Genomic DNA, 19872 nt, shown 5'->3' on the forward strand with positions numbered 1-19872 from the left:
TTCAGAGAATACCCGTCACCGACGGCGGCTTCCAGCCGTAGAGCCAGTCCATGTCGGCGGCGAGTTTTTCGGGCGGGCGCGTCCTCAGAACCAGATTGCGGGCGATCGCGACCGGGCCTTTGGCGTGCCAGGCGAAGTGATTGAAGGCCCCGCGACGCGCGACTTTCTCGATGCGGGGGCGGCGCGATGCTTCCCAGGCGGCGAGGGCGGCAGGCAGATCGTCCGGTGTGGCGGCTACGTATGCGGCAAGCGTTTCGGCATCTTCGATGGCCATGGCCGCACCCTGCGCGGCGAAAGGCGTCATCGCGTGCGCTGCGTCGCCGATTAGGGCCGAGGCCGGCGCGGTCCAGGGAGCTTTCGGGTCGACCGTATGGATCGGCCATGCCGTCCAAGGCCCGGCTTCGTCGGCCAAGCGTGCCAGCGCCGGGGCGGTGTTACGCATGGCTTGCTTCAGGATCGAGGCATCGGCAGCGCCGGCCCAGCTTTCGGCGATACGCTTTCCCGGCGTGAAGGCGACAATGTTGAAGGCCGCACCGCCGCGCACGGGATAGGCGATGAGGTGAAAACCGGGATGAAGGAATGCGTTGACGCAATCCGCAGCGCTGATTTCGGCAAAGGCACGCCCTTGCGGGCTTTTGCTGTCGATCATCGTGCGCCAGGCGAGTTCGCCGGAAAAACGGCTCTTTGCACTCGTTCCATCGCGCAGCGCCGACCACACGCCATCCGCGCTGACGGCAAGGAAAGCGGCTGTTCGGTCCGCTACGCCCGACTGCTCCACCGCAACGGAGGCAAGACCACCCTGTGAAGTCACGCTGCGGACGGTCGCATTGGTGATCAATTGAATGAGCGGCTGGCGCTTGGCTGCGTCCAGCAGAGCAACTTGCAGATCGGCACGGTGCGCAACGACATAGGGCGCAGCCCAGCGTTTTTGTGCCATCGCGCCAAGCGGCACGCGGGCGAGTTCCCTGAGGGTCCTGGCGTCGCGCAGGATGATGGCTTCAGGCTGTATTGCCTTGGGCAGCAAAAATTCCAGCACGCCGAGATTATCGAGGATGCGGGTGGCGTTGGGGGAAAGCTGGATGCCGGCGCCGACGTCTTCAAGCTTTTCCGAGCGCTCGAAGACTTCTACGGCAAAGCCGCGGCTGGCAAAGGCAAGTGCGCCCGTCAAGCCGGCAATGCCGGCACCAGCGATGACGATCTTTCCGGAATGGGAGATATCCACCGGATCAATCGCCGTAAGCCGGTCAGGCGGCGCGAACGACGTAGAGGCAGTTTTCCGGGCGGGTCTCGCTGGCCTTCAGCGTGCCGTTGAAGCGGTACAGCGTCGAGCAATAGGGGCAGACTTTTTCTGAGTCGGCGCCCATGTCGAGGAAGACATGCGGATGGTCGAAAGGCGGGTTTGCGCCCACGCACATGAATTCCTTCACGCCGATCTCGATCACGGCATGACCTGCATCGTTCTGGAAGTGTGGAATGGAACCGCCGGCCATGGCTTTCTCCTGTCTGTCGCTCACGCTTTTAACGGCTGTTTGTAGCATAGCCAATCTCTTTGCAAGCCGTGTGAAATCAAACTGTCGCAAAACCCTGTCAGGAGATAAGCTGAGCCGAATAAGCGGCTGTGGCCGCATAAAGGATAAAGAGGGACATGAACGAGCTAAGACCGGTCCAGGCCGAATTCACCACCGTCAGCACCGCCGACGGCGATGCGTCCGCAGGCAACCCGGACCGTTTCGTCAACCGTGAGTTCTCATGGCTCCAGTTCAACCGCCGCGTTCTTGAGGAATCGCAGAACCCGAACCATCCGCTTCTCGAGCGTGTTCGCTTCCTGTCGATCTCGGCCGCCAACCTCGACGAATTCTTCATGGTTCGCGTTGCCGGTCTTGCCGGACAGATCCGCGAAAACATCGCCATCAAGAGTCCTGACGGCCGCACGCCTGAGCAGCAACTCGAACAGCTTCTGGTCGAGGTTGGCCGTCTGCAGGAGGACCAGCAGACGAGCCTTTCGGGCCTGATCGGTCTACTCAAAAAGGAAGGCATCGAGAGCATCACCGGCGATGCGCTGACCAAGGATGAGAAAACCTGGCTTGAGAACCATTTTCAGGAACAGGTCTTCCCGGTCCTGACGCCGCTGTCGATCGATCCGGCGCATCCTTTCCCGTTCATTCCCAATCTAGGCTTCTCGATCGCCCTGCAATTGCGTCATCGCAAGAACGGTGAGGAAATGAACGCGCTGCTGCGTTTGCCCACCGCCCTGAAGCGATACATCAGGCTGCCGGATCGCAAGAACAGCGTGCGCTTCATTCCGATCGAAGAGACGGTGAACATCTTCGTCGGCAAGCTCTTTCCCGGTTATGAGGTCAAGGGTTCAGGCACGTTCCGCATCATCCGAGACAGCGATATCGAGGTCGAGGAAGAGGCGGAAGATCTGGTGCGGCTGTTCGAGACGGCGCTGAAGCGCCGTCGTCGCGGCTCGGTGATCCGCATCGAGTTCGACGGACAGATGCCCAACGAGCTTCGTGAATTCGTTGCCGGCGAAACCGGCGTTTCGTCTTCGCGCATCAGCGTGCTGACCGGGCCGCTGGCGTTGAACCAGATTTCCGAACTTGTCGCCGTGCCACGCGACGATTTGAAGTTCACGCCCTACAATCCGCGCTTCCCCGAGCGCGTTCGCGACCATCGCGGCGATTGCTTCGCGGCGATCCGGGAGAAGGACTTCATTGTTCATCACCCCTACGAATCCTTCGACGTGGTGGTGCAGTTCCTGCGCCAGGCCGCTGCCGATCCCGATGTCGTGGCGATCAAGCAGACGCTCTACCGCACGTCGAACGACAGCCCGATCGTGCGCGCGCTGGTCGATGCGGCTGAGGCCGGCAAGTCAGTCACGGCGCTGGTCGAGCTGAAGGCGCGATTCGATGAGGAGGCTAACATTCGCTGGGCGCGCGATCTGGAGCGCGCCGGCGTGCAGGTCGTGTTCGGCTTCATCGAGCTGAAAACGCATGCCAAGATGTCGCTGGTGGTGCGCCGTGAGGACAACCGCCTGCGCAACTATGTCCATCTCGGCACTGGCAACTATCACCCGATCACAGCCCGCATCTACACCGATCTGTCCTTCTTCACGACCGATTCGCACATCGCCCACGACGTCGCGCAGCTCTTCAACTTCATCACCGGTTATGCCGAGCCGGCCGATGAGATGCACCTGGCGATGTCGCCGTTGACGCTGCGGAGCCGGATACTGAAACATATTTCCGATGAGGTTGCTCACGCTCTGGAAGGCCGGCCCGCCCAGATCTGGTTGAAGATGAATTCGCTGGTCGATCCGATGATCATCGATGCGCTCTACGATGCCAGCAGGGCAGGGGTGGAGATCGACCTGGTCGTGCGCGGCATATGCTGCCTGAGGCCGCAGGTTCCGGGGCTTTCGGAAAACATCCGGGTGAAATCGATCATCGGCCGCTTCCTCGAACACAGCCGGATCTATTGCTTCGGCAATGGCCATGGCCTGCCTTCGGACGAGGCCATCGTCTATATCAGCTCGGCCGACCTGATGCCGCGAAACCTCGACCGCCGCGTCGAAACCATGGTTCCGATCACCAATCCAACTGTGCATGAACAGGTGCTTGGCCAGATCATGCTCGGAAACATCATGGACAACCAGCAAAGTTTCGAAGTATTGGCTGACGGTACCTCGCGGCGCATAGTGCTGGACGAGGGGGAAGAGCCGTTCAACGCGCAGGAATATTTCATGACGAATCCTAGCCTGTCGGGACGGGGAGATGCACTGAAATCGCATGCGCCCAAGCGCATCGCGCAGTTCAAGCGGCGCAAGAAATCCAGCGCAACCGGTAGCTGATGATTGCACAATCCCAGGGCCGGCTTCAGGATCGCCGGCCGATTTCCATTATCGACATTGGGTCGAACTCGATCCGCCTTGTCGTGTATGAAGGCATATCCCGTTCTCCGACGGTTCTGTTCAACGAAAAGATGCTGGCCGGCCTCGGTCGCGGCATCGTTTCGACCGGCAAGCTCGACCCCGAGGGCGTGACCCGCGCCGTGGAGGAATTCCGGCGTTTTCGCGCGCTGTCTGATCAGGCGGGCGCGGAAGAACTGCACGTGATCGCCACGGCTGCAGCGCGCGAGGCCGAGAATGGACCGGACTTCATTCACCGGGCGCAACAGATTCTCGGCACCGAAATACGGGTGCTCACCGGGCGTGAGGAAGCGCATTACTCGGCGCTGGGGGTTATTTCCGGTTTTCATCCCGCAAGTGGCATCGCCGGCGACCTTGGCGGCGGCAGCCTGGAACTGGTCGGCGTTGACGGCGAGGAAATAGGCCAGGGCATAACCCTGCCACTGGGCGGCCTGCGCCTGCAGGATATGTCGAAAAATTCGCCGGTAGCGGCCGCCAAGATCGCGCGTGACGAACTGGCTCGCGCCAAGCTGCTGAAAGCCGGGCAGGGCCAGGTTTTCTACGCTGTGGGCGGCACGTGGCGAAACCTCGCCCGCCTCCACATGAACACGATCAACTATCCGCTCAACGTGATGCACCATTACGAGATGGGCATCGAAAGCTCGCTGCCGTTCCTGCGGCAGGTCGCCAAGGGCGACATCGACAAGATGAAGGGCATCGAGGGCATCTCGAAGAACCGTCGCGCGCTGCTGCCCTATGGTGCGGCGGTGCTGCTGGAAATCATCGCGGCGATGAAGCCGTCGAAGATCGTGGTGTCGGCGCTCGGCGTGCGCGAAGGTTTTCTCTATTCATTGCTGTCGCGCGCCGAACAGCGCACAGACCCGCTCATTTCGGCTTCCGAGGAACTGGCGCGGCTGCGCGCACGGTCGGTCATGCATGCCCACGAACTGGTGCAATGGACCGGCCAGTCCTTCGCGGCCTTCGGCATCGACGAGACTGAGGACGAAGTGCGTTATCGCCATGCCGCCTGCCTTCTCGCCGATATCGGCTGGCGCGCGCATCCGGAATACCGTGGCAAGCAGTCGCTGAACATTATTGCCCATGCCTCCTTCATCGGCGTCGATCATCCGGGCCGCGTGTTCCTGGCGCTTGCCAATCTTTACCGGCATGAAGGCATCTTCAACGACGGAGCGGCGGCCGAACTGCTTGCGCTGGTGCCGCCGCGCTACATCGAGCGTGCGCGGCTGCTCGGCGCGATGCTGCGCGTCGTCTATCTGTTCTCGGCCTCCATGCCGGGCGTGATTCCGCAGCTCAGGTGGGAAAATCGCGACAATGGCGCGCTGGCGCTGGTCATTCCGAAGTCGCATGCCGGCCTGACCGGCGAACGGCCTGCGGGGCGTCTGGCCCAGCTTGCCCGGCTGACGGGCCGCAGGCTGGAACTGATGATTGAGGGCGAGCAGGTCGCCGTTCCGGTGAAGTAGGCCAGGGCAATCCGCTTTCAGCCGCGTTTGGCGTCGATCGAGAATGCGCCCGCGCCCGCAACCGAGAGCGCCAGAAAGCCGCCGGCTATCGCGATATCCTTCATTAGCGCCTGCGAATGCATGAAGACCAATGCCGGATCGCCGCCGCCTTGGCCGTAATGGCCGATTACCCCGGCGGCCGCTGAAAAGGCTGCAAGCAGCAGCGACGCCGGACGGGTCTGGAAGCCGACGAGGATGAGCAGGCCGGCAATCAGCTCGAAAAGCCCGACGCTCCAGGCGACGAGGGTGGGCAGGGGAAAGCCAAGCCCGCCGAAATAGCTGGCCGACCCCGCGATGTTGGTGAGCGCGCCATAGCCGCCCGGGATAAACAGGGCCGCAAGCAGGAGCCGGGCGAGAAGCAGCGCAATGTTGGTCGGCATCGGCGTATCCGCGTCAATGACGCAGAATGCGCCCTGATGCGAAAAATGTCACTCGATGATGCCGCAAAAGAAAAGGCCCGGATCGCTCCGGGCCTTTTGCAATTCATGCAGCCGGATTAGCGGCCACGTCCGTCGATCGAGTAAGCGCCTGCGCCGATGACGGCGAGGAAAATAAAGCCGGCGACGAGGCCGAGGTTCTTCTGCAGCATCAGCGCATTGCCAGCCTGCGAGAAGTCAAGATGGGCGACTGCAGTTGCGCCCATCGTGAAGACGGCGAGCAAGATTGCAGCGATGCGGGTCTTGAAGCCGACCAGGACGGCAAGGCCGCCAAAGAATTCAACGAGGCCAACGACGACGGCGGTAACCGTCGGTGCCGGCAGGCCGAGGCTTTCGAAGAAGCCGGCGGTGCCGGCAATCGCAGTCAGCTTGCCGAAGCCGGCGAGGATGAACAGGATGGATATCAGAACACGTCCGACCAGAATGGCGGCCGAGGCGTTAGCAGCGATGCCGGAGTCGGCGGCGGAAGAGTTGGTGGACATGCTAGTCTCCATAAGAGGTTTATGCCCTTAAGATAGACGATCCCGGCTGTTCACCAAAGCCTCGAATTTGTCGACACATCGTTCACGATAGGAATGATTTTGCGCTTTATCCCGGCCGCGTCATGTCTTCCGGTCGCACCAGCCGGTCGAAGTCGGCGTCGCTGACGTAGCCGCCGCCAACAGCTTCCTCGCGCAGCGTGGTGCCGTTCTTGTGCGCGGTCTTGGCGATCTTGGCGGCGTTGTCGTAGCCGATCGTCGGGGCGAGCGCCGTCACCAGCATCAGCGAACGGTCGAGTGCCGCCTTGATGTTCTCCTCGCGCGCCTCGATTCCGACGACGCAGTTGTCGGTAAACGAGATCGCGGCGTCGGCCACGAGCTGGACCGACTGGAGGAAGTTGTAGGCCATCAGCGGGTTATAGACGTTGAGCTCGAAATGGCCCTGGCTGCCGGCGAAGGTGAGGGCAGCGTTGTTGCCGAACACCTGCACGCACACCTGCGTCAGCGCCTCGGACTGGGTCGGATTGACCTTGCCCGGCATGATCGACGAGCCGGGCTCGTTCTCCGGCAGCGACAGCTCGCCGAGACCCGAGCGCGGGCCCGAACCGAGGAAGCGGATGTCGTTGGCGATCTTGAACAGGGCGGCCGCCGCCGAATTGATGGCGCCGTGCGAGAACACCATGGAGTCGTGCGCCGCCAGCGCCTCGAACTTGTTCGGCGCGGTGACGAAATCGATGCCGGTGATCGCGGCGATACGCTCGGCAACCTTTTCGGCAAAGCCGACCGGCGCGTTGAGCCCCGTGCCGACGGCGGTGCCACCCTGGGCCAGTTCGCAAAGACCCGGCAGCGTCATCTCGATGCGCTTGATCGAGGACGCAACCTGCGCGGCATAGCCGCCGAACTCCTGGCCGAGCGTCAGCGGCGTCGCATCCTGCGTGTGCGTGCGGCCGATCTTGATGATGTGGTCGAATTCCTTCGCCTTGGCGTCGAGGGCTGCATGAAGGTGCTTCAGCGCCGGCAGCAGGTCGTGAACGATCCGCTCGGCACAGGCGATGTGCATGGCCGTCGGGTAGGTGTCGTTGGACGACTGGCTCATATTGACGTGGTCGTTGGGATGGACCGGCTTCTTCGAGCCCATCACACCGCCCAGCATCTCGATGGCGCGGTTGGAGATGACTTCATTGGCGTTCATGTTCGACTGGGTGCCGGAACCGGTCTGCCAGACGACGAGCGGGAAATGATCGTTGAGCTTGCCGTCGATCACTTCCTGCGCTGCCTTGACGATCGTCTCGCCGACCGCCGGGTCGAGCCGCTTCAGTTCCATATTGGCTTCGGCGGCTGCCCGCTTGACGATGCCGAGCGCGCGAACGACCGACAGAGGCTGCTTTTCCCAGCCGATCTTGAAGTTGCCGAGAGAACGCTGGGCCTGCGCGCCCCAGTAGCGGTCGCTCGCCACTTCGATCGGTCCGAACGTGTCGGTTTCGGTTCTTGTCTTGCCTGCGCTCACGGACCCGTCTCCCGGAAATTTTTCAATGCCGGCAACGGCCTACCGCTTTGCACAATGGGCTTCAAGTGAAGAATGGAGGCAAGGCCAATCCTAATCGGTTCAAAGGAGCGAACGCTGGGTTGGCACGAGGCGAAGCCGTTGAACAGGTCCGGAAAAATGGCTCAGAAGCCGGGGCAGCAGGCCATCAACCCATGATGGGTCTGAATACAATGCAGCCTCATAAAGAGCATGCGCTTTCGCACTCTCGAAGATCTGGAAAGCGATAAGGACATTCTCGCTGATCCGGACCGGTAGGCGTGGGAATGTGTTTTCGGCATGCTCGGTGACAAACCCGGCAAGGAGCGGAGCGCCGAGACGAGCGAGGAGAGGGATGGTCTCGCTTTCAAACAGTGCAATGAACTCGGCTTCGGATGCCGGGGTAATGTGGCAGATCGTGGCCGTGATCAATGTTTCCGCTTGCGCCTTTTCAGGCAGATCGCGCACCTTGCCCGAAAGATCGAAGCCGCTGGCCGGCCACGCCGGCTTGAGCAGCAACACATCGTCGGAATCGATCATGGTGGCGTTGGCGGCGTCCTTGTGAGCAGCCCAGACAGGTCCGCCATAAAAGGCCTCAAGCGCCGCCTTGCGAGCGGCCATGTCATCGAACCCGCGCAACCAGACGAAATGGTCGGGCCGGTCGAGATCGCGAAACTGGGCGATGACCTTCATGCCGGTCGCTTCCTGGGTTTCGACCAGATGCGTGTCGAAAACGTCGATCAATTCGTCACGCCTGCCGGGATGCAGCGTGTATTGCCGCAGTTCGACGACTGCCGAGAATAGTTCGGTGGCGGTTGCGAGCGTTACGCTTGAGTGTTCGGACATCTTTCTCTCTTCAAAACAGACCGGTTGACCTGTTTTAATAACAAACCGGTTGCCCGGTTTTGTCAATATGGTATTTTGCGACTGTTTCCTGTGGCCAGAGAAAATCGAATGGCAAAAGCTGTACGAACCAGAACCCGCACCAACGACCCCGAAGGCATGCGCCAGAAGGTGCTGGATGTTGCAGAAGAAGCGTTTCAGGCGCGCGGCTACAACGCGACGAGCCTGGGCGACCTGATGCAGGCGGCCGGCGTGTCGGGTGGGGCGCTGCATCACCATTTCCCGACCAAGAAGGCGCTTGGGCTGGCCGTGATCAACGAAAGGGTTGCGACGGCGGTTGCGGAAACCTGGATCGGGCCGGTCGAGGCGGCGAACACGGCGCGGGAAGGGGTGCGGCAGGTTTTTGCCGCAGTGGCGGGGGAACTTGAGCAGCAGGGTTTCGTGCGCGGCTGCCAGCTCAACAACCTTGCGCATGAATTGTCGCTGGCCGACCCGGAGTTTCGCGCCGCGCTGGCACAAATTTTCGACGCATGGCAGCAGGCCATCGCCGAAAAGATCAAGCGCGACCAGCAAAGCGGCATGGAAGACCGCCAAACCGACCCGGAGCGCTTTGCTGCTTTCACTGTTGCTTCTTATTCCGGCGCCATGTCGATGGCCAAGGCGGCGCAGAATGCAGGCGTGCTCACACTCTGCATGGAAGGTTTTGAACCCAAGCGGTGAGGTCCTGCGGAAGCTGCACATCTGGCAAAGATGCATGAGTACGCCGGCTCCAAACGTGGAAAAGGCGGCGCTGGGCGCCGCCTTTTCCCAAAGGACGCTCGTGAAGGAGATCAGAGCGCGCCCTTTATCTTTTCCTTGGCGTCGCCGTAACCCTTCTGGACCTTGCCGGCGATTTTTTCAGCCGTGCCTTCGGCCTGGGTCTTCTTGTTGCCGGTTACCTTGCCGGCGGCTTCCTTGACGGCGCCGCTGGCCTGTTTGGCAACGCCCTTGATCTGGTCCTTGTTCACCATAGCCGCTTCTCCTGTTTCGGGTTTGTTTGCCCTCGACAACGAGACTGTTCCGGATTGGTTGCGAAAAAATCGAAAAATTACATGAAATCAAAATGCTAACTAAAAAACAAAAACGCTCCCCGCATCTCGTTTGAGGATGGGGGAGCGCTTTTTTGTCTTGGCTTTTCCTCGTGGATTTCTCCATCTGGATAGCTTTCGACACCCGTAAAATGCGCAGCCGGATAAATGGTTCCGCCCAGTTGCGAATTTTTTTTGAGATTTTTTTGAGGCTTACTCCAAATGCAAAAAGGGCGCCCGAAGGCGCCCTTTCCGTAGATGTTGCCTGAGAAACAGGTGGTGACTTCTTAGAAGTCCATGCCGCCCATGCCGCCCATGCCGCCGCCAGGCATACCGCCCGGCATGCCGCCGCCGGAATCCTTCTTCGGAGCTTCGGCGATCATGGCTTCGGTGGTGACCAGGAGACCGGCAACCGAGGCTGCGTCCTGCAGAGCCGTGCGAACGACCTTGACCGGATCGACGATACCCATGGCGATCATGTCGCCATATTCGCCGGTCTGGGCGTTGTAGCCGAAGGTCGCGCCCTTGTTGTCGAGGATCTTGCCGGCAACGATCGAAGCTTCAGCACCGGCGTTCGTGGCGATCTGGCGGGCCGGAGCCTGCAGAGCGCGACGGACGATGTTGATGCCAGCCTGCTGATCGGCGTTGACGCCGGTAGCCTTGATGGCGAGCGAAGCGCGCAGCAGGGCTACGCCACCGCCGGGAACGATGCCTTCTTCAACGGCTGCACGCGTTGCGTTCAGCGCGTCGTCGACGCGGTCCTTCTTTTCCTTCACTTCCACTTCGGTCGCACCGCCGACGCGGATGACGGCAACGCCGCCTGCCAGCTTGGCGAGACGTTCCTGCAGCTTCTCCTTGTCGTAGTCCGAGGTGGTTTCCTCGATCTGCTGCTTGATCTGGGCAACGCGGCCCTGGATCTCGGCCTTCTTGCCGGCGCCGTCGACGATCGTGGTGTTTTCCTTGGAGATCGACACCTTCTTGGCGCGGCCGAGCATGTTCAGGCCGACGTTTTCGAGCTTGATGCCGAGGTCTTCGGAGATGACCTGGCCGCCCGTGAGGATGGCGATGTCTTCCAGCATGGCCTTGCGGCGATCACCGAAGCCCGGAGCCTTGACGGCAGCGATCTTCAGGCCGCCACGCAGCTTGTTGACGACGAGCGTGGCCAGAGCCTCGCCTTCGACGTCTTCCGAGATGATGACGAGCGGCTTGGAGGTCTGCACGACGGCTTCGAGAACCGGCAGCATGGCCTGGAGGTTGGAGAGCTTCTTCTCGTGGAGAAGGATGTAGGCGTCTTCCAGCTCGGCAACCATCTTGTCCGGGTTGGTGACGAAGTAGGGCGAGAGGTAGCCGCGGTCGAACTGCATGCCTTCGACGACTTCGAGTTCGGTCTCGGCGGTCTTGGCTTCCTCGACGGTGATAACACCCTCGTTGCCGACCTTCTGCATGGCTTCGGCGATCATCGAGCCGATTTCCGTCTCGCCGTTAGCCGAGATGGTGCCGACCTGGGCTACTTCTTCCGAGGTCTTGATCTTCTTCGACGACTTGACGAGGTGGGTGACGACTTCAGCCACGGCCAGATCGATACCGCGCTTCAGGTCCATCGGGTTCATGCCGGCGGCAACGGCCTTGTGGCCTTCCTGAACGATCGACTGGGCCAGAACCGTTGCGGTCGTGGTGCCGTCGCCGGCGATGTCGTTGGTCTTCGAAGCAACTTCGCGGACCATCTGGGCGCCCATGTTCTCGAACTTGTCTTCAAGTTCGATTTCCTTGGCGACGGTGACGCCGTCCTTGGTGATGCGCGGTGCGCCGAACGACTTGTCGATGACGACGTTGCGGCCCTTGGGGCCGAGCGTGACCTTCACCGCGTCGGCGAGGATGTTGACGCCGCGCAGCATACGCTCGCGGGCATCACGGGAGAATTTTACTTCTTTAGCAGCCATTTTTGTGCTCCTGGGCCTTCAGCCCTAATTCTGAGTGGATGGTGCGGTTACCGGGAAATCAGCCGATGATGCCCATGATGTCGGATTCCTTCATGATCAGAAGGTCTTCGCCATTGAGCTTCACTTCGGTGCCGGACCACTTGCCGAACAGCACGCGGTCGCCAGCCTTGACGTCCAGCGGAACCAGCTTGCCAGCTTCGTCGCGAGCGCCCGAACCGACGGCGACGATTTCGCCTTCCTGCGGCTTTTCCTTGGCCGTATCGGGGATGATGATCCCGCCGGCGGTCTTTGCTTCGGATTCGACGCGGCGAACGACCACTCGGTCATGCAGCGGCCGGAATTTCGACTTTGCCATTTTGAATATCCTTGGTGCGGATGTTGAAAAACGATTCCTCCGTCCGGATCACCGGACTGTAGTTAGCACTCATCTTGGGTGAGTGCTAACGTGCCGGTGAGATAGGCCCGCGCGGTTTTGGAGTCAAGGAGTTGGGGAGGGCGGATGCGGCAAAAATTTGCTTTGGTCGCCGGCGCACCGCTGGAACCTCATGCCAATAGATGAGGGTGGTTAAGCAAATGTCGCCGTCATTGCCCTTCAACCCTCCTCTGAAAAGCATCAGGTTTCCATCTGTCACTCGCGGATATGGCACTCTCATGGTCGAAGGCTCCTTCGCCGAAAGTGAACCGGCTCAGTCGTCGTCATAGGTCTTGATGTCGCCGAAGGCATAGCCGCGCTGGCGCAGCAGCCTGATCAGGGCTCGCAGGTTGCTGTCGCCCTGAAAGACGTCCTGAAACATCTGGTCGTGCATCAGGAGCACCAGCTTGTTCTTCTTCACCAAGCGGCCATAGCCGAACAGGTGGTCGATCTCACTGACGAGATTGGTGACGCTCTGGACCGGCTTGCCGTCATTGTAGTGCACCCATTCATGGTCCCAGCCGTAGAGATAGTAGCCATAGGCCGAGACGAATTCGAAGCTCACCATCTCCCGGTCTTCCTCGTCCGACCGGATGGCGATGTCGTTGCGTGAAATATTCGGCAGCCGAAAAACGTCGCGGCCGGGCAGGCGGGCATAGACCGGCGGACCTTTCAGGCCAAGCACCTTGTCGGCGTGCGCCAAGTCTTCGAGCACCTGGTCGGTGTTCGAATAGAAATGCCGGTAGTGGTTGTTGGCGTGGCTGTAGCTGTGGTTGCCGACCGTCACCAGCGGCAGCGACTTTGCCTTCGCGACAAGCGCGCCGCGCTCGGGGATGAGGTCGGCATGCGACCCGACCATGAAAAGAGTGGCGGGGATAGCTTCGTCCGCCAGCACCTTGAGGATCGTTTCCGTGCCGGGCAGGGGTCCATCGTCGAAGGTCAGATAGACGGTGCGCTGGGCGGCTTTGGCCGAAACGACGGTGAAGAACAGCCCGGCGACCATGCACATCAGCGTGAGCGCCAGCGCCTTCCTCATGACATCCCCTCCAAATGCCGAATTTCGATGGCAGCGTATGGGCGAACGAGGTCGAGTCAAGCCAAGGCAGCCGCATCTTGACAGCAGTATGTCAGGATCATTGTGCACTGCATCACAAATTTGCGAGCAAGGTGGTTTGCCGTCTTGAACCATGAGCATGCTCATTATATATGCCGCTCATGGAATTAGATGGCACTGAAAAACTCGGATTTCTCATCCACGATGCAGCAAGGCTGATGCGCAAGCGTTTCGAAACGCTTGGCAGGGGTCTGGGCCTCTCGTCCGCGCAATGGCGTCTGCTGGTCAGGGTGGTGAAGAGCGAGGGCGTGACCCAGGCGCGGCTGGCTGAACTGCTCGAAATCGAGCCGATCAGCGTTTCGCGGCTGATCGACCGCATGGAAGAGGGCGGCTGGATAGAACGCCGCCAGCACGCCACCGACCGGCGCGTGCGCATGATCTTCCCGACCGAAAAGAGCCGTGAGGCTTTCGGGGCGGTCAAGAGTGTTGCCGGTGAAGTTTTCGAGCAGGCCCTCGAGGGCCTGTCACAGGAAGAACGCCAGACCCTGATCCACGGCCTGACGACGGTTGTAAGTAATCTCTCGGACGACGAAGGGTCGTATGAGACTATGCCAAAGGGTGCAGCAGCATGAACGCCGTGTCTAAAGTCAAAGACAAAGAAGAAGTGACGGAGATCGAAGCCGAAAAGCTGACCCCGCCCGTAACCATTCCCCAGACGCTGAACGTCGAGCCGGCGCCCGCGCCGGCCCGCAAGAAGCGCCGTTCTGGCCGCTTTTTCCTGATGGCGGCCCTGCCGCTGGCGCTTGTCGTCGGCGGTGGCTACGTCTGGGTCACCGGTGGCCGTTATCAGGATACTGAGAACGCCAATCTGCGCCAGGCCAAGGTGACGATCGCTTCCGAGATCGCCGGCCGCATCGTCAATGTCGATGTAACGGACAATGCCCATGTCAAGGCTGGCGATGTGTTGTTCGTGGTCGATCCCGAGCCGTACAAGATAAAGCTTGCGCAGGCCGATGCCGCCCTTGCCGGCGCCCGCCTCAATGTCGAGCAGCTTCGCGCCTCCTATAGCCAGGCCCTGTCGCAGGAGCGCATGACGGCAAACGACATCGTCTTCCTGCAGTCGCAGTTCGATCGCGCCACCGACCTTGCCAAGAAGGGCATCAATGCCGTTTCTTCGCTGGATGAAGCGCGCCGTGACCTCATCAAGGCGCAGGACGAGCATGCGGCGGCCGTTCAGGGCATAGCCAGCGCGCGTGCGGCCCTTGGTGGCGATCCGGATATCGCAACCGACAAGCATCCGACCGTTCTTTCAGCGATCGCCACCCGCGAGCAGGCTGCCTATTCGCTTGCACAGACCACGGTGCGCGCTCCGGCAGACGGCATCGTTGCGCAGGCTTCGTCCTTCAAGCTCGGCCAGTTCGTTGGCGCCGGCACGGCGCTGTTCAGTCTGGTCGAGACGAGCGACACCTGGGTAGACGCGAATTTCAAGGAAACCCAGCTGACCAACATGAAGCCCGGCCAGGAAGCCGACATCACGCTCGACACCTATCCGGGCCGCCCGCTGAAGGCGACCGTTGAGGCGATCGGCGCGGGTACCGGCGCCGAATTCTCGCTGTTGCCGGCACAGAACGCCACCGGCAACTGGGTCAAGGTCACGCAGCGCATTCCCGTGCGGATGAAGGTGAACACCGAAGGCCTCGACATTGCGCTTCGCACCGGCATGAGCGCCTCGGTCTCGGTCGATACCGGCGTCAGCCGCGGCTTTGCCGGCCTGTTGCCGACCGCTCATGCGGCCGACGCCAAGGTACAGTAAGCATCAAGGCGGAAAAGCCGCCAGAGCATAACCACATTCTCCGCGTCCGCTCTGTGGCGGGCGCGTGACATTCAGGTCCACGTCCAATGAGTGCGACATCCCACACCGAAGTCCCGCATCGCGGGCTGATCACGGTGTCGATCATGCTGGCCACGGTGATGCAGGTGCTCGACACCACCATTGCCAATGTCGCGCTGCCTTCGATGACCGGCGATCTCGGCGCTTCGGCCGACACGATCAACTGGGTTCTGACGTCCTATATCGTCGCCGCCGCCATCATGACGCCGGTGACCGGCTGGGTCGCCGATCGCGTCGGCCGCAAGGAACTGTTCCTCGCATCGGTCGTCGGCTTCACCATTTCGTCCATGCTCTGCGGCATCGCCTGGAGCCTGGAAAGCATGGTGCTGTTCCGCCTGATGCAGGGCATTTTCGGCGCGGCCATCGTGCCGCTGTCGCAGACCTTCTTGCTCGACATCAATCCCAAGGAACGCCACGGCCAGGCCATGGCGCTGTGGGGCGCCGGCATCATGGTCGGCCCGATCATCGGCCCGACGCTCGGCGGCTGGCTGACCGACAGCTTCAACTGGCGTTGGGTGTTCTTCATCAACCTGCCCGTCGGCATCGTCGCTTTCCTCGGTTCGGCAGCCTATCTTCCGTCCATCGCCAAGCGCCTGCGCGGCTTCGATTTCTTCGGCTTCGCCATGCTTTCGCTCGGCGTCGGCGCGCTCCAGCTCATGCTCGACCGTGGCGCCGAGGTCGACTGGTTCTCCTCCGTCGAGATCTGGATCGAGCTCGGACTGTCGCTCGTCGGCTTCTGGGTGTTCATCATTCACCTGACGACCGGCAGAGATACCTTCATCGATCCCAAGATATTCGCCGACCGCAATTTCGCGATCGGCCTGGTCTTCATCTTCTTCGTCGGCGTCATCCTGCTGGCGTCTATGGCGCTGCTGCCGCCCATGCTGTCGAACATCTTCGGCTATCCGACGGTGACGACCGGGCTTGTCATGGCGCCGCGCGGTGTCGGCACGATGATATCGATGATTCTCGTTGGCCGCCTGGTGCGGCTGGTCGATGCACGGCTTCTGGTCGTCACCGGGCTGCTGCTGGTCGCGCAGTCGCTTTACACCATGTCCGGCTTTACGCCGCAGATGGACAATTATCTGATCATCGAATCCGGCGTTATCCAGGGCCTCGGCCTCGGGCTGGTGTTCGTGCCGCTGTCGACGGTGGCCTTCGCAACGCTCGCTCCGGGCTTCCGCACCGATGCGACGGCATTGTTCAGCCTCGTCCGAAACCTCGGTTCCTCGATCGGCATTTCGGCGGTGTCCGTCATTCTGACCCGCAACATCCAGGTCAACCACTCCGAGCTTTCGGCCAACATCACGCCGTTCAACCAGGCGCTGAAGACACTGTCACCCGCTGCTGCCGCCGGCGATCCCACCGCGCTGTCCCAGATCGACAACCTCGTCAATCAACAGGCGGCGATGATCTCCTATATCAACGATTTCAAGCTGATGATGATCGTCTCGCTCTGCGCGATCCCGCTGGCATTTCTGCTGCGCAAGCCGAAGGTAGCGCCGGCAGCAGGGGCTCCCGCCGCCGCCCACATGGACTGAGAGACCGTTTGGAAATTCTACTCTGGCGGCCATCTGATGGCGTTTTCTGCGCTTCCGGTGCTCACGGACCTAATGTCCGCGGCGCTCCGGTTCTCGAAACCACCTCCATATGACTCGCCAGAGCGAATTTCGAAACGGTCTCGGTCTCTGAAGGACGTTCGGGAACAGTGGCGTGCCGCTACCGCTGCGCTTCGGTCGCCATCTTGAGCGCCAGCGCGGCAAGCACGGTGCCCATCATCCAGCGCTGGACGACAACCCACAGCGGACGGCCTGCCAGGAAAGTGGCGATCGAGCCGGCCATGATGGCGATGATGGAATTGATCGTCACGCTGATGGTTATCTGCACCGAACCCAGCACCAGAAGCTGTGTGAACACGCTGCCGGCCTTCGGATCGATGAACTGCGGCAGCAGCGAGAGATAAAGCACCGCCACTTTCGGATTGAGCAGGTTGGTCATCAATCCCATCATGAACAGCTTGCGCGGGCTGTCCTTGGGCATTTCGCGCACCTGGAAGGGCGAGCGTCCGCCCGGTTTAAGAGCCTGCCATGCCAGCCACAGCAGATAGAGCGCGCCGGCAAAGCGCAGCGCGTCATAGGCATAGGGTACGGCCAGTACCAGCGCGGTGATGCCGAAGGCGGCGCAGAGAATGTAGAAGACAAAACCGAGCGCCACGCCGCCAAGCGAGATCAACCCCGCAACCGGCCCCTGGCTTAACGAGCGCGAGATCAGGTAGATCATGTTCGGACCGGGCGTCAGCACCATGCCGAGCGCGAGGAGGGCGAACGTCGCGAGATTGGAAAATTCGGGCATAGGAATAGCACCTCGGGTTCGACAACCAATGCCCAGGCGCGCGGCGATCTTGGTCCGCGCTTCCCGATGGTGATCCATCCACTGCGCCAGTCACGCGAACTTGCACGCTCTTAAGATGGACCGGAGATTGCCGCAAGGTCCTACCGCGCGAAGGGATTGCGCCAGAAATCTGGTGCTAAAGGTGGGCAGAACGCGTCGGGCGCGCGACGGTTCCGCCCTTGACGCGGCGTGGTCCCGAAAAGCGCGGGCCGGTCATCAGCACGATGCCGAGGTCGATGAGGCCGACGGCATCGTCATCGAGCGCCACCTCCGTCGCGATGACGGAAATGCCGGTCGCGCCGGCCTGCTCGCGAAGCGTCTCGATCTTCTGAAAATTCACCGGATCGAGCAGTTCTCTGGCCGAAAGCTTGATGAAGGCGATATTGCCCCGGGCGTTCTGTTTGAGGCTTTCGGCATTTCCCGACCAGCCCTCGACTGCAATTCGAACGCCGCTCTGCATAAGCAACCCAAGCGCTTGCGCATGATCGTTGTCTCCCTCCACCACAGCAGCCGGGATCGACAGCACGATCGAGCGCATATCGTCGGCATGCTGCGAAAACAGGGTCAGCACCGTGGCCAGTTCTGCGCCGTCTTCAAGCAACGCCTCCGAAATCGCCACATGGAGCGGCGTGGCTTCGCTTGCCTCGCCAAGGTGGCGTATCGCGGTCTGGACGGAAGACGCAACCAGCAGGCGTTCGAAGGCAGCCATCGGCACGCCGGAGGAGGGGTTTTCCGGACGGCGCAGTTCGAGCGGCTGATCGCCATGGCGGGGCAAATGGGCGAACACGTCGAAGCCGGCGGCTTCGCCGCGCGCGATCGAGATGATGGGTTGCAAGCTGAGCTCGATCCTGCCTGCACTCAAGGCATCACGGATCGCCGCCGCTGTATCGTCCATGGCCTCGGCTGGCTTGTCATCCTGAATCGAGCGCAGCAGGGCAGGGTGTGTGATGATGGTGGCGCTTGGTGCCGCCGGTGCCGGTTGCTGGATTGGCTCGATCCGCGCGGCTGCCGGCATGGCTTCGGCCTTGCGTGAAGCGCTGGAAACCCGTTTGGCAGTGCTAGCCACGTCCGGCTTTTCGCGCGAGGACAGTTCACGGATCGCAGCGTCGACCGACAAAGCGAGCCGGGTGATCTCGGTGGAGGCGCTGCTGGAGCGACGGTAGGCGAGCAGGCCAAAGATCGCGCCGCAAAGCGCCAGCGCCAATGCGGCGGCGGCCGTCATCAGAACCACCTGGGCTTCCGGCATGCCGCCGGCGACCAGACCGCTCAAGAGAAAATAAAAGCCCCCGCAGACAATCGCGGCGGCAACGAGGAATGACAAACCACGCTGCATCACAAAACCCTTTCGGAAAACCCGCCTTCGCGGCTCTCCCGTACGCAAACACATCCGACCCCGCGTCCTGATGCAGCGACCATTTTCTCACGATGCGGGCATTCTGTTAAGCGAAAGCTGGTGACACGGTGAAGAGGTTCGGTTAATTCCCATGCGCCCGGATCATTCATCCATGGCAACTCCACGACAGCGGATAGTGAAGGAAAAACCATGACGGGTTCGCCCGAAACGATCGGATCGCTGGATGCCGTCACCGGCCGCTATGGCGCGATCCTGTGCGATGTCTGGGGCGTGCTCCACAATGGCGAGGATGCCTTTCCGGAAGCCGCCGCCGCCCTGACGCGGGCGCGCGAAAAGGGCCTGGCGGTGGTGCTGATCACCAATTCGCCGCGCCCTCACGATGGCGTCGAGGAGCAGCTTGCCGCGATCGGCGTGCCGCAAAGCGCCTGGGACCGCGTGGTTACTTCAGGCGACGTGACGCGCGACCTGATCCGCGAGGCGCCGCGCAAGCTCTTCCATCTTGGCGCAGACCGCGACATGCCGATCTATGACGGCATCGATTGCGAGCTGGTCGAGGAATTCGAGGCGGATGCCGTGGTCTGCACCGGCCTGTTCGATGACGAAGTCGAGACGCCGGAAGACTATGCCGACATGCTGCAGCGTTTCCGTTCGCGCAACCTGCCCTTCATCTGCGCCAATCCCGACATCGTGGTGGAACGCGGCGAAAGGCTGATCTGGTGCGCCGGCGCGCTGGCGCGCGATTATGCGCAGCTCGGCGGCCGCACGCTGATCTCGGGCAAGCCGCACCGGCCGATCTACGAAGTGGCGTTGAAGGCTGCCGCCGAAGTGCTCGGCCGCGATGTTACCCGCGAGGAAACGCTCGGCATCGGCGACGGCATGCTGACCGACATCAAGGGCGCTGCCGACAACGGCCTCAACGTGCTCTATGTTTCGGGCGGCATCCACGCCCGCGACTATGGCGACCCGCTCAATCCCGATATCGAGCGCCTGTCGGCCTTTCTCGAAAAGCACGGGCATCGACCGGTGGCGGTGATCCCCCGGCTCCGGTAGAT

19 protein-coding genes and 1 riboswitch are annotated in these 19872 nt (G+C 61.5%); of the genes, 7 read left to right on the top strand and 12 right to left on the bottom strand.

The genetic code is table 11. The features are described from left to right. Position 1: 1 nt before the first annotated feature. Complete coding sequence (locus G6N74_RS19860) at positions 2–1222, bottom strand: FAD-dependent monooxygenase (protein ID WP_165119737.1); 1221 nt, start codon at positions 1220–1222, stop codon at positions 2–4. 22 nt (positions 1223–1244) lie between these two features. Next, positions 1245–1490 (bottom strand): zinc-finger domain-containing protein, encoded by a 246-nt coding sequence (locus G6N74_RS19865; RefSeq protein WP_091912102.1) that lies wholly within the window; start codon positions 1488–1490, stop codon positions 1245–1247. A gap of 155 nt (positions 1491–1645) precedes the next feature. Between G6N74_RS19865 and G6N74_RS19870 the strand changes: the two genes are divergently transcribed. Then, positions 1646–3853: an RNA degradosome polyphosphate kinase gene (locus G6N74_RS19870; protein WP_165119739.1), complete on the top strand. Its 2208-nt coding sequence runs from the start codon at positions 1646–1648 to the stop codon at positions 3851–3853. After that, the gene (gene ppx, locus G6N74_RS19875) at positions 3853–5391 is read left to right on the top strand and encodes an exopolyphosphatase (RefSeq protein ID WP_165119741.1); all 1539 of its coding nucleotides are present in this window, start codon (positions 3853–3855) and stop codon (positions 5389–5391) included. Before G6N74_RS19870 ends, ppx begins: the two co-directional genes overlap by 1 nt. Before the next feature lie 17 nt (positions 5392–5408). Here the strand turns inward: ppx and G6N74_RS19880 are convergent, their stop codons facing one another. The 4 genes from G6N74_RS19880 to G6N74_RS19895 form a co-directional block, all read right to left on the bottom strand. Beyond that, entirely contained in the window at positions 5409–5810 is a 402-nt protein-coding gene (locus G6N74_RS19880) for a DoxX family protein (protein ID WP_165119743.1), read from the bottom strand. Between the two features lie 116 nt (positions 5811–5926). After that, complete coding sequence (locus G6N74_RS19885) at positions 5927–6349, bottom strand: DoxX family protein (protein WP_165119745.1); 423 nt, start codon at positions 6347–6349, stop codon at positions 5927–5929. Between the two features lie 106 nt (positions 6350–6455). Then, positions 6456–7853, bottom strand: coding sequence for a class II fumarate hydratase (gene fumC / locus G6N74_RS19890; RefSeq protein ID WP_165119747.1), 1398 nt, complete (start codon positions 7851–7853; stop codon positions 6456–6458). 99 nt (positions 7854–7952) lie between these two features. Continuing rightward, complete coding sequence (locus G6N74_RS19895) at positions 7953–8714, bottom strand: NIPSNAP family protein (RefSeq protein ID WP_165119749.1); 762 nt, start codon at positions 8712–8714, stop codon at positions 7953–7955. 156 nt (positions 8715–8870) lie between these two features. Here G6N74_RS19895 and G6N74_RS19900 point away from each other — a divergent pair, with 156 nt between their 5' ends. Next, on the top strand, positions 8871–9431 hold the full coding sequence (locus tag G6N74_RS19900; protein WP_165119905.1) for a TetR/AcrR family transcriptional regulator: 561 nt from the start codon (positions 8871–8873) through the stop codon (positions 9429–9431). Positions 9432–9541: 110 nt separating this feature from the next. Here G6N74_RS19900 and G6N74_RS19905 read toward each other — a convergent pair whose 3' ends face one another. From G6N74_RS19905 to G6N74_RS19920, 4 genes are all read right to left on the bottom strand, one after another. Further along, entirely contained in the window at positions 9542–9721 is a 180-nt protein-coding gene (locus G6N74_RS19905; RefSeq protein ID WP_175544277.1) for a CsbD family protein, read from the bottom strand. A gap of 344 nt (positions 9722–10065) precedes the next feature. Beyond that, on the bottom strand, positions 10066–11718 hold the full coding sequence (groL, locus tag G6N74_RS19910) for a chaperonin GroEL (protein ID WP_165119751.1): 1653 nt from the start codon (positions 11716–11718) through the stop codon (positions 10066–10068). A gap of 58 nt (positions 11719–11776) precedes the next feature. Continuing rightward, entirely contained in the window at positions 11777–12073 is a 297-nt protein-coding gene (gene groES, locus G6N74_RS19915; RefSeq protein WP_056100728.1) for a co-chaperone GroES, read from the bottom strand. A 331-nt stretch (positions 12074–12404) separates the two neighbouring features. Beyond that, complete coding sequence (locus G6N74_RS19920) at positions 12405–13166, bottom strand: polysaccharide deacetylase family protein (RefSeq protein ID WP_246245829.1); 762 nt, start codon at positions 13164–13166, stop codon at positions 12405–12407. Between the two features lie 179 nt (positions 13167–13345). Here G6N74_RS19920 and G6N74_RS19925 point away from each other — a divergent pair, with 179 nt between their 5' ends. The 3 genes from G6N74_RS19925 to G6N74_RS19935 all read left to right on the top strand — a co-directional run bounded on the left by G6N74_RS19925 (position 13346) and on the right by G6N74_RS19935 (position 16616). Continuing rightward, on the top strand, positions 13346–13816 hold the full coding sequence (locus G6N74_RS19925) for a MarR family winged helix-turn-helix transcriptional regulator (RefSeq protein ID WP_165119753.1): 471 nt from the start codon (positions 13346–13348) through the stop codon (positions 13814–13816). Continuing rightward, positions 13813–14997: an HlyD family secretion protein gene (locus tag G6N74_RS19930; protein ID WP_165119755.1), complete on the top strand. Its 1185-nt coding sequence runs from the start codon at positions 13813–13815 to the stop codon at positions 14995–14997. The genes G6N74_RS19925 and G6N74_RS19930 overlap by 4 nt, the downstream gene beginning before the upstream one ends. 86 nt (positions 14998–15083) lie before the next feature. After that, positions 15084–16616 carry a DHA2 family efflux MFS transporter permease subunit gene (locus G6N74_RS19935; RefSeq protein ID WP_165119757.1) on the top strand — a complete coding sequence of 511 codons (1533 nt, stop codon included), beginning with the start codon at positions 15084–15086 and terminating at the stop codon, positions 16614–16616. 178 nt (positions 16617–16794) lie between these two features. On the opposite strand, the gene G6N74_RS19940 is transcribed toward G6N74_RS19935, so the two are convergent. After that, complete coding sequence (locus tag G6N74_RS19940) at positions 16795–17427, bottom strand: LysE family translocator (RefSeq protein ID WP_165119759.1); 633 nt, start codon at positions 17425–17427, stop codon at positions 16795–16797. A gap of 23 nt (positions 17428–17450) precedes the next feature. Beyond that, a riboswitch (ZMP/ZTP riboswitch) is annotated at positions 17451–17531 on the bottom strand. A 71-nt stretch (positions 17532–17602) separates the two neighbouring features. Further along, complete coding sequence (locus G6N74_RS19945) at positions 17603–18799, bottom strand: EAL domain-containing protein (RefSeq protein ID WP_165119760.1); 1197 nt, start codon at positions 18797–18799, stop codon at positions 17603–17605. 210 nt (positions 18800–19009) lie between these two features. Between G6N74_RS19945 and G6N74_RS19950 the strand changes: the two genes are divergently transcribed. Further along, positions 19010–19870, top strand: coding sequence for a TIGR01459 family HAD-type hydrolase (locus G6N74_RS19950; RefSeq protein WP_165119762.1), 861 nt, complete (start codon positions 19010–19012; stop codon positions 19868–19870). Positions 19871–19872 lie beyond the last annotated feature (2 nt).

Origin of the sequence: Mesorhizobium zhangyense (assembly GCF_011045115.1) — a bacterium.
In the GTDB taxonomy this organism is placed as follows: Bacteria; Pseudomonadota; Alphaproteobacteria; order Rhizobiales; family Rhizobiaceae; genus Mesorhizobium_M; species Mesorhizobium_M zhangyense.

Bases quoted from the DNA above. Each gene is read 5' to 3' on its own strand.
- G6N74_RS19865 (WP_091912102.1), bottom strand. From the start codon at position 1,490: ATGGCCGGCGGTTCCATTCCACACTTCCAGAACGATGCAGGTCATGCC.
- G6N74_RS19870 (WP_165119739.1), top strand. From the start codon at position 1,646: ATGAACGAGCTAAGACCGGTCCAGGCCGAATTCACCACCGTCAGCACC.
- ppx (WP_165119741.1), top strand. From the start codon at position 3,853: ATGATTGCACAATCCCAGGGCCGGCTTCAGGATCGCCGGCCGATTTCC.
- G6N74_RS19880 (WP_165119743.1), bottom strand. From the start codon at position 5,810: ATGCCGACCAACATTGCGCTGCTTCTCGCCCGGCTCCTGCTTGCGGCC.
- G6N74_RS19885 (WP_165119745.1), bottom strand. From the start codon at position 6,349: ATGTCCACCAACTCTTCCGCCGCCGACTCCGGCATCGCTGCTAACGCC.
- G6N74_RS19895 (WP_165119749.1), bottom strand. From the start codon at position 8,714: ATGTCCGAACACTCAAGCGTAACGCTCGCAACCGCCACCGAACTATTC.
- G6N74_RS19900 (WP_165119905.1), top strand. From the start codon at position 8,871: ATGCGCCAGAAGGTGCTGGATGTTGCAGAAGAAGCGTTTCAGGCGCGC.
- G6N74_RS19905 (WP_175544277.1), bottom strand. From the start codon at position 9,721: ATGGTGAACAAGGACCAGATCAAGGGCGTTGCCAAACAGGCCAGCGGC.
- groL (WP_165119751.1), bottom strand. From the start codon at position 11,718: ATGGCTGCTAAAGAAGTAAAATTCTCCCGTGATGCCCGCGAGCGTATG.
- groES (WP_056100728.1), bottom strand. From the start codon at position 12,073: ATGGCAAAGTCGAAATTCCGGCCGCTGCATGACCGAGTGGTCGTTCGC.
- G6N74_RS19920 (WP_246245829.1), bottom strand. From the start codon at position 13,166: ATGAGGAAGGCGCTGGCGCTCACGCTGATGTGCATGGTCGCCGGGCTG.
- G6N74_RS19925 (WP_165119753.1), top strand. From the start codon at position 13,346: ATGGAATTAGATGGCACTGAAAAACTCGGATTTCTCATCCACGATGCA.
- G6N74_RS19930 (WP_165119755.1), top strand. From the start codon at position 13,813: ATGAACGCCGTGTCTAAAGTCAAAGACAAAGAAGAAGTGACGGAGATC.
- G6N74_RS19935 (WP_165119757.1), top strand. From the start codon at position 15,084: ATGAGTGCGACATCCCACACCGAAGTCCCGCATCGCGGGCTGATCACG.
- G6N74_RS19940 (WP_165119759.1), bottom strand. From the start codon at position 17,427: ATGCCCGAATTTTCCAATCTCGCGACGTTCGCCCTCCTCGCGCTCGGC.
- G6N74_RS19945 (WP_165119760.1), bottom strand. From the start codon at position 18,799: ATGCAGCGTGGTTTGTCATTCCTCGTTGCCGCCGCGATTGTCTGCGGG.
- G6N74_RS19950 (WP_165119762.1), top strand. From the start codon at position 19,010: ATGACGGGTTCGCCCGAAACGATCGGATCGCTGGATGCCGTCACCGGC.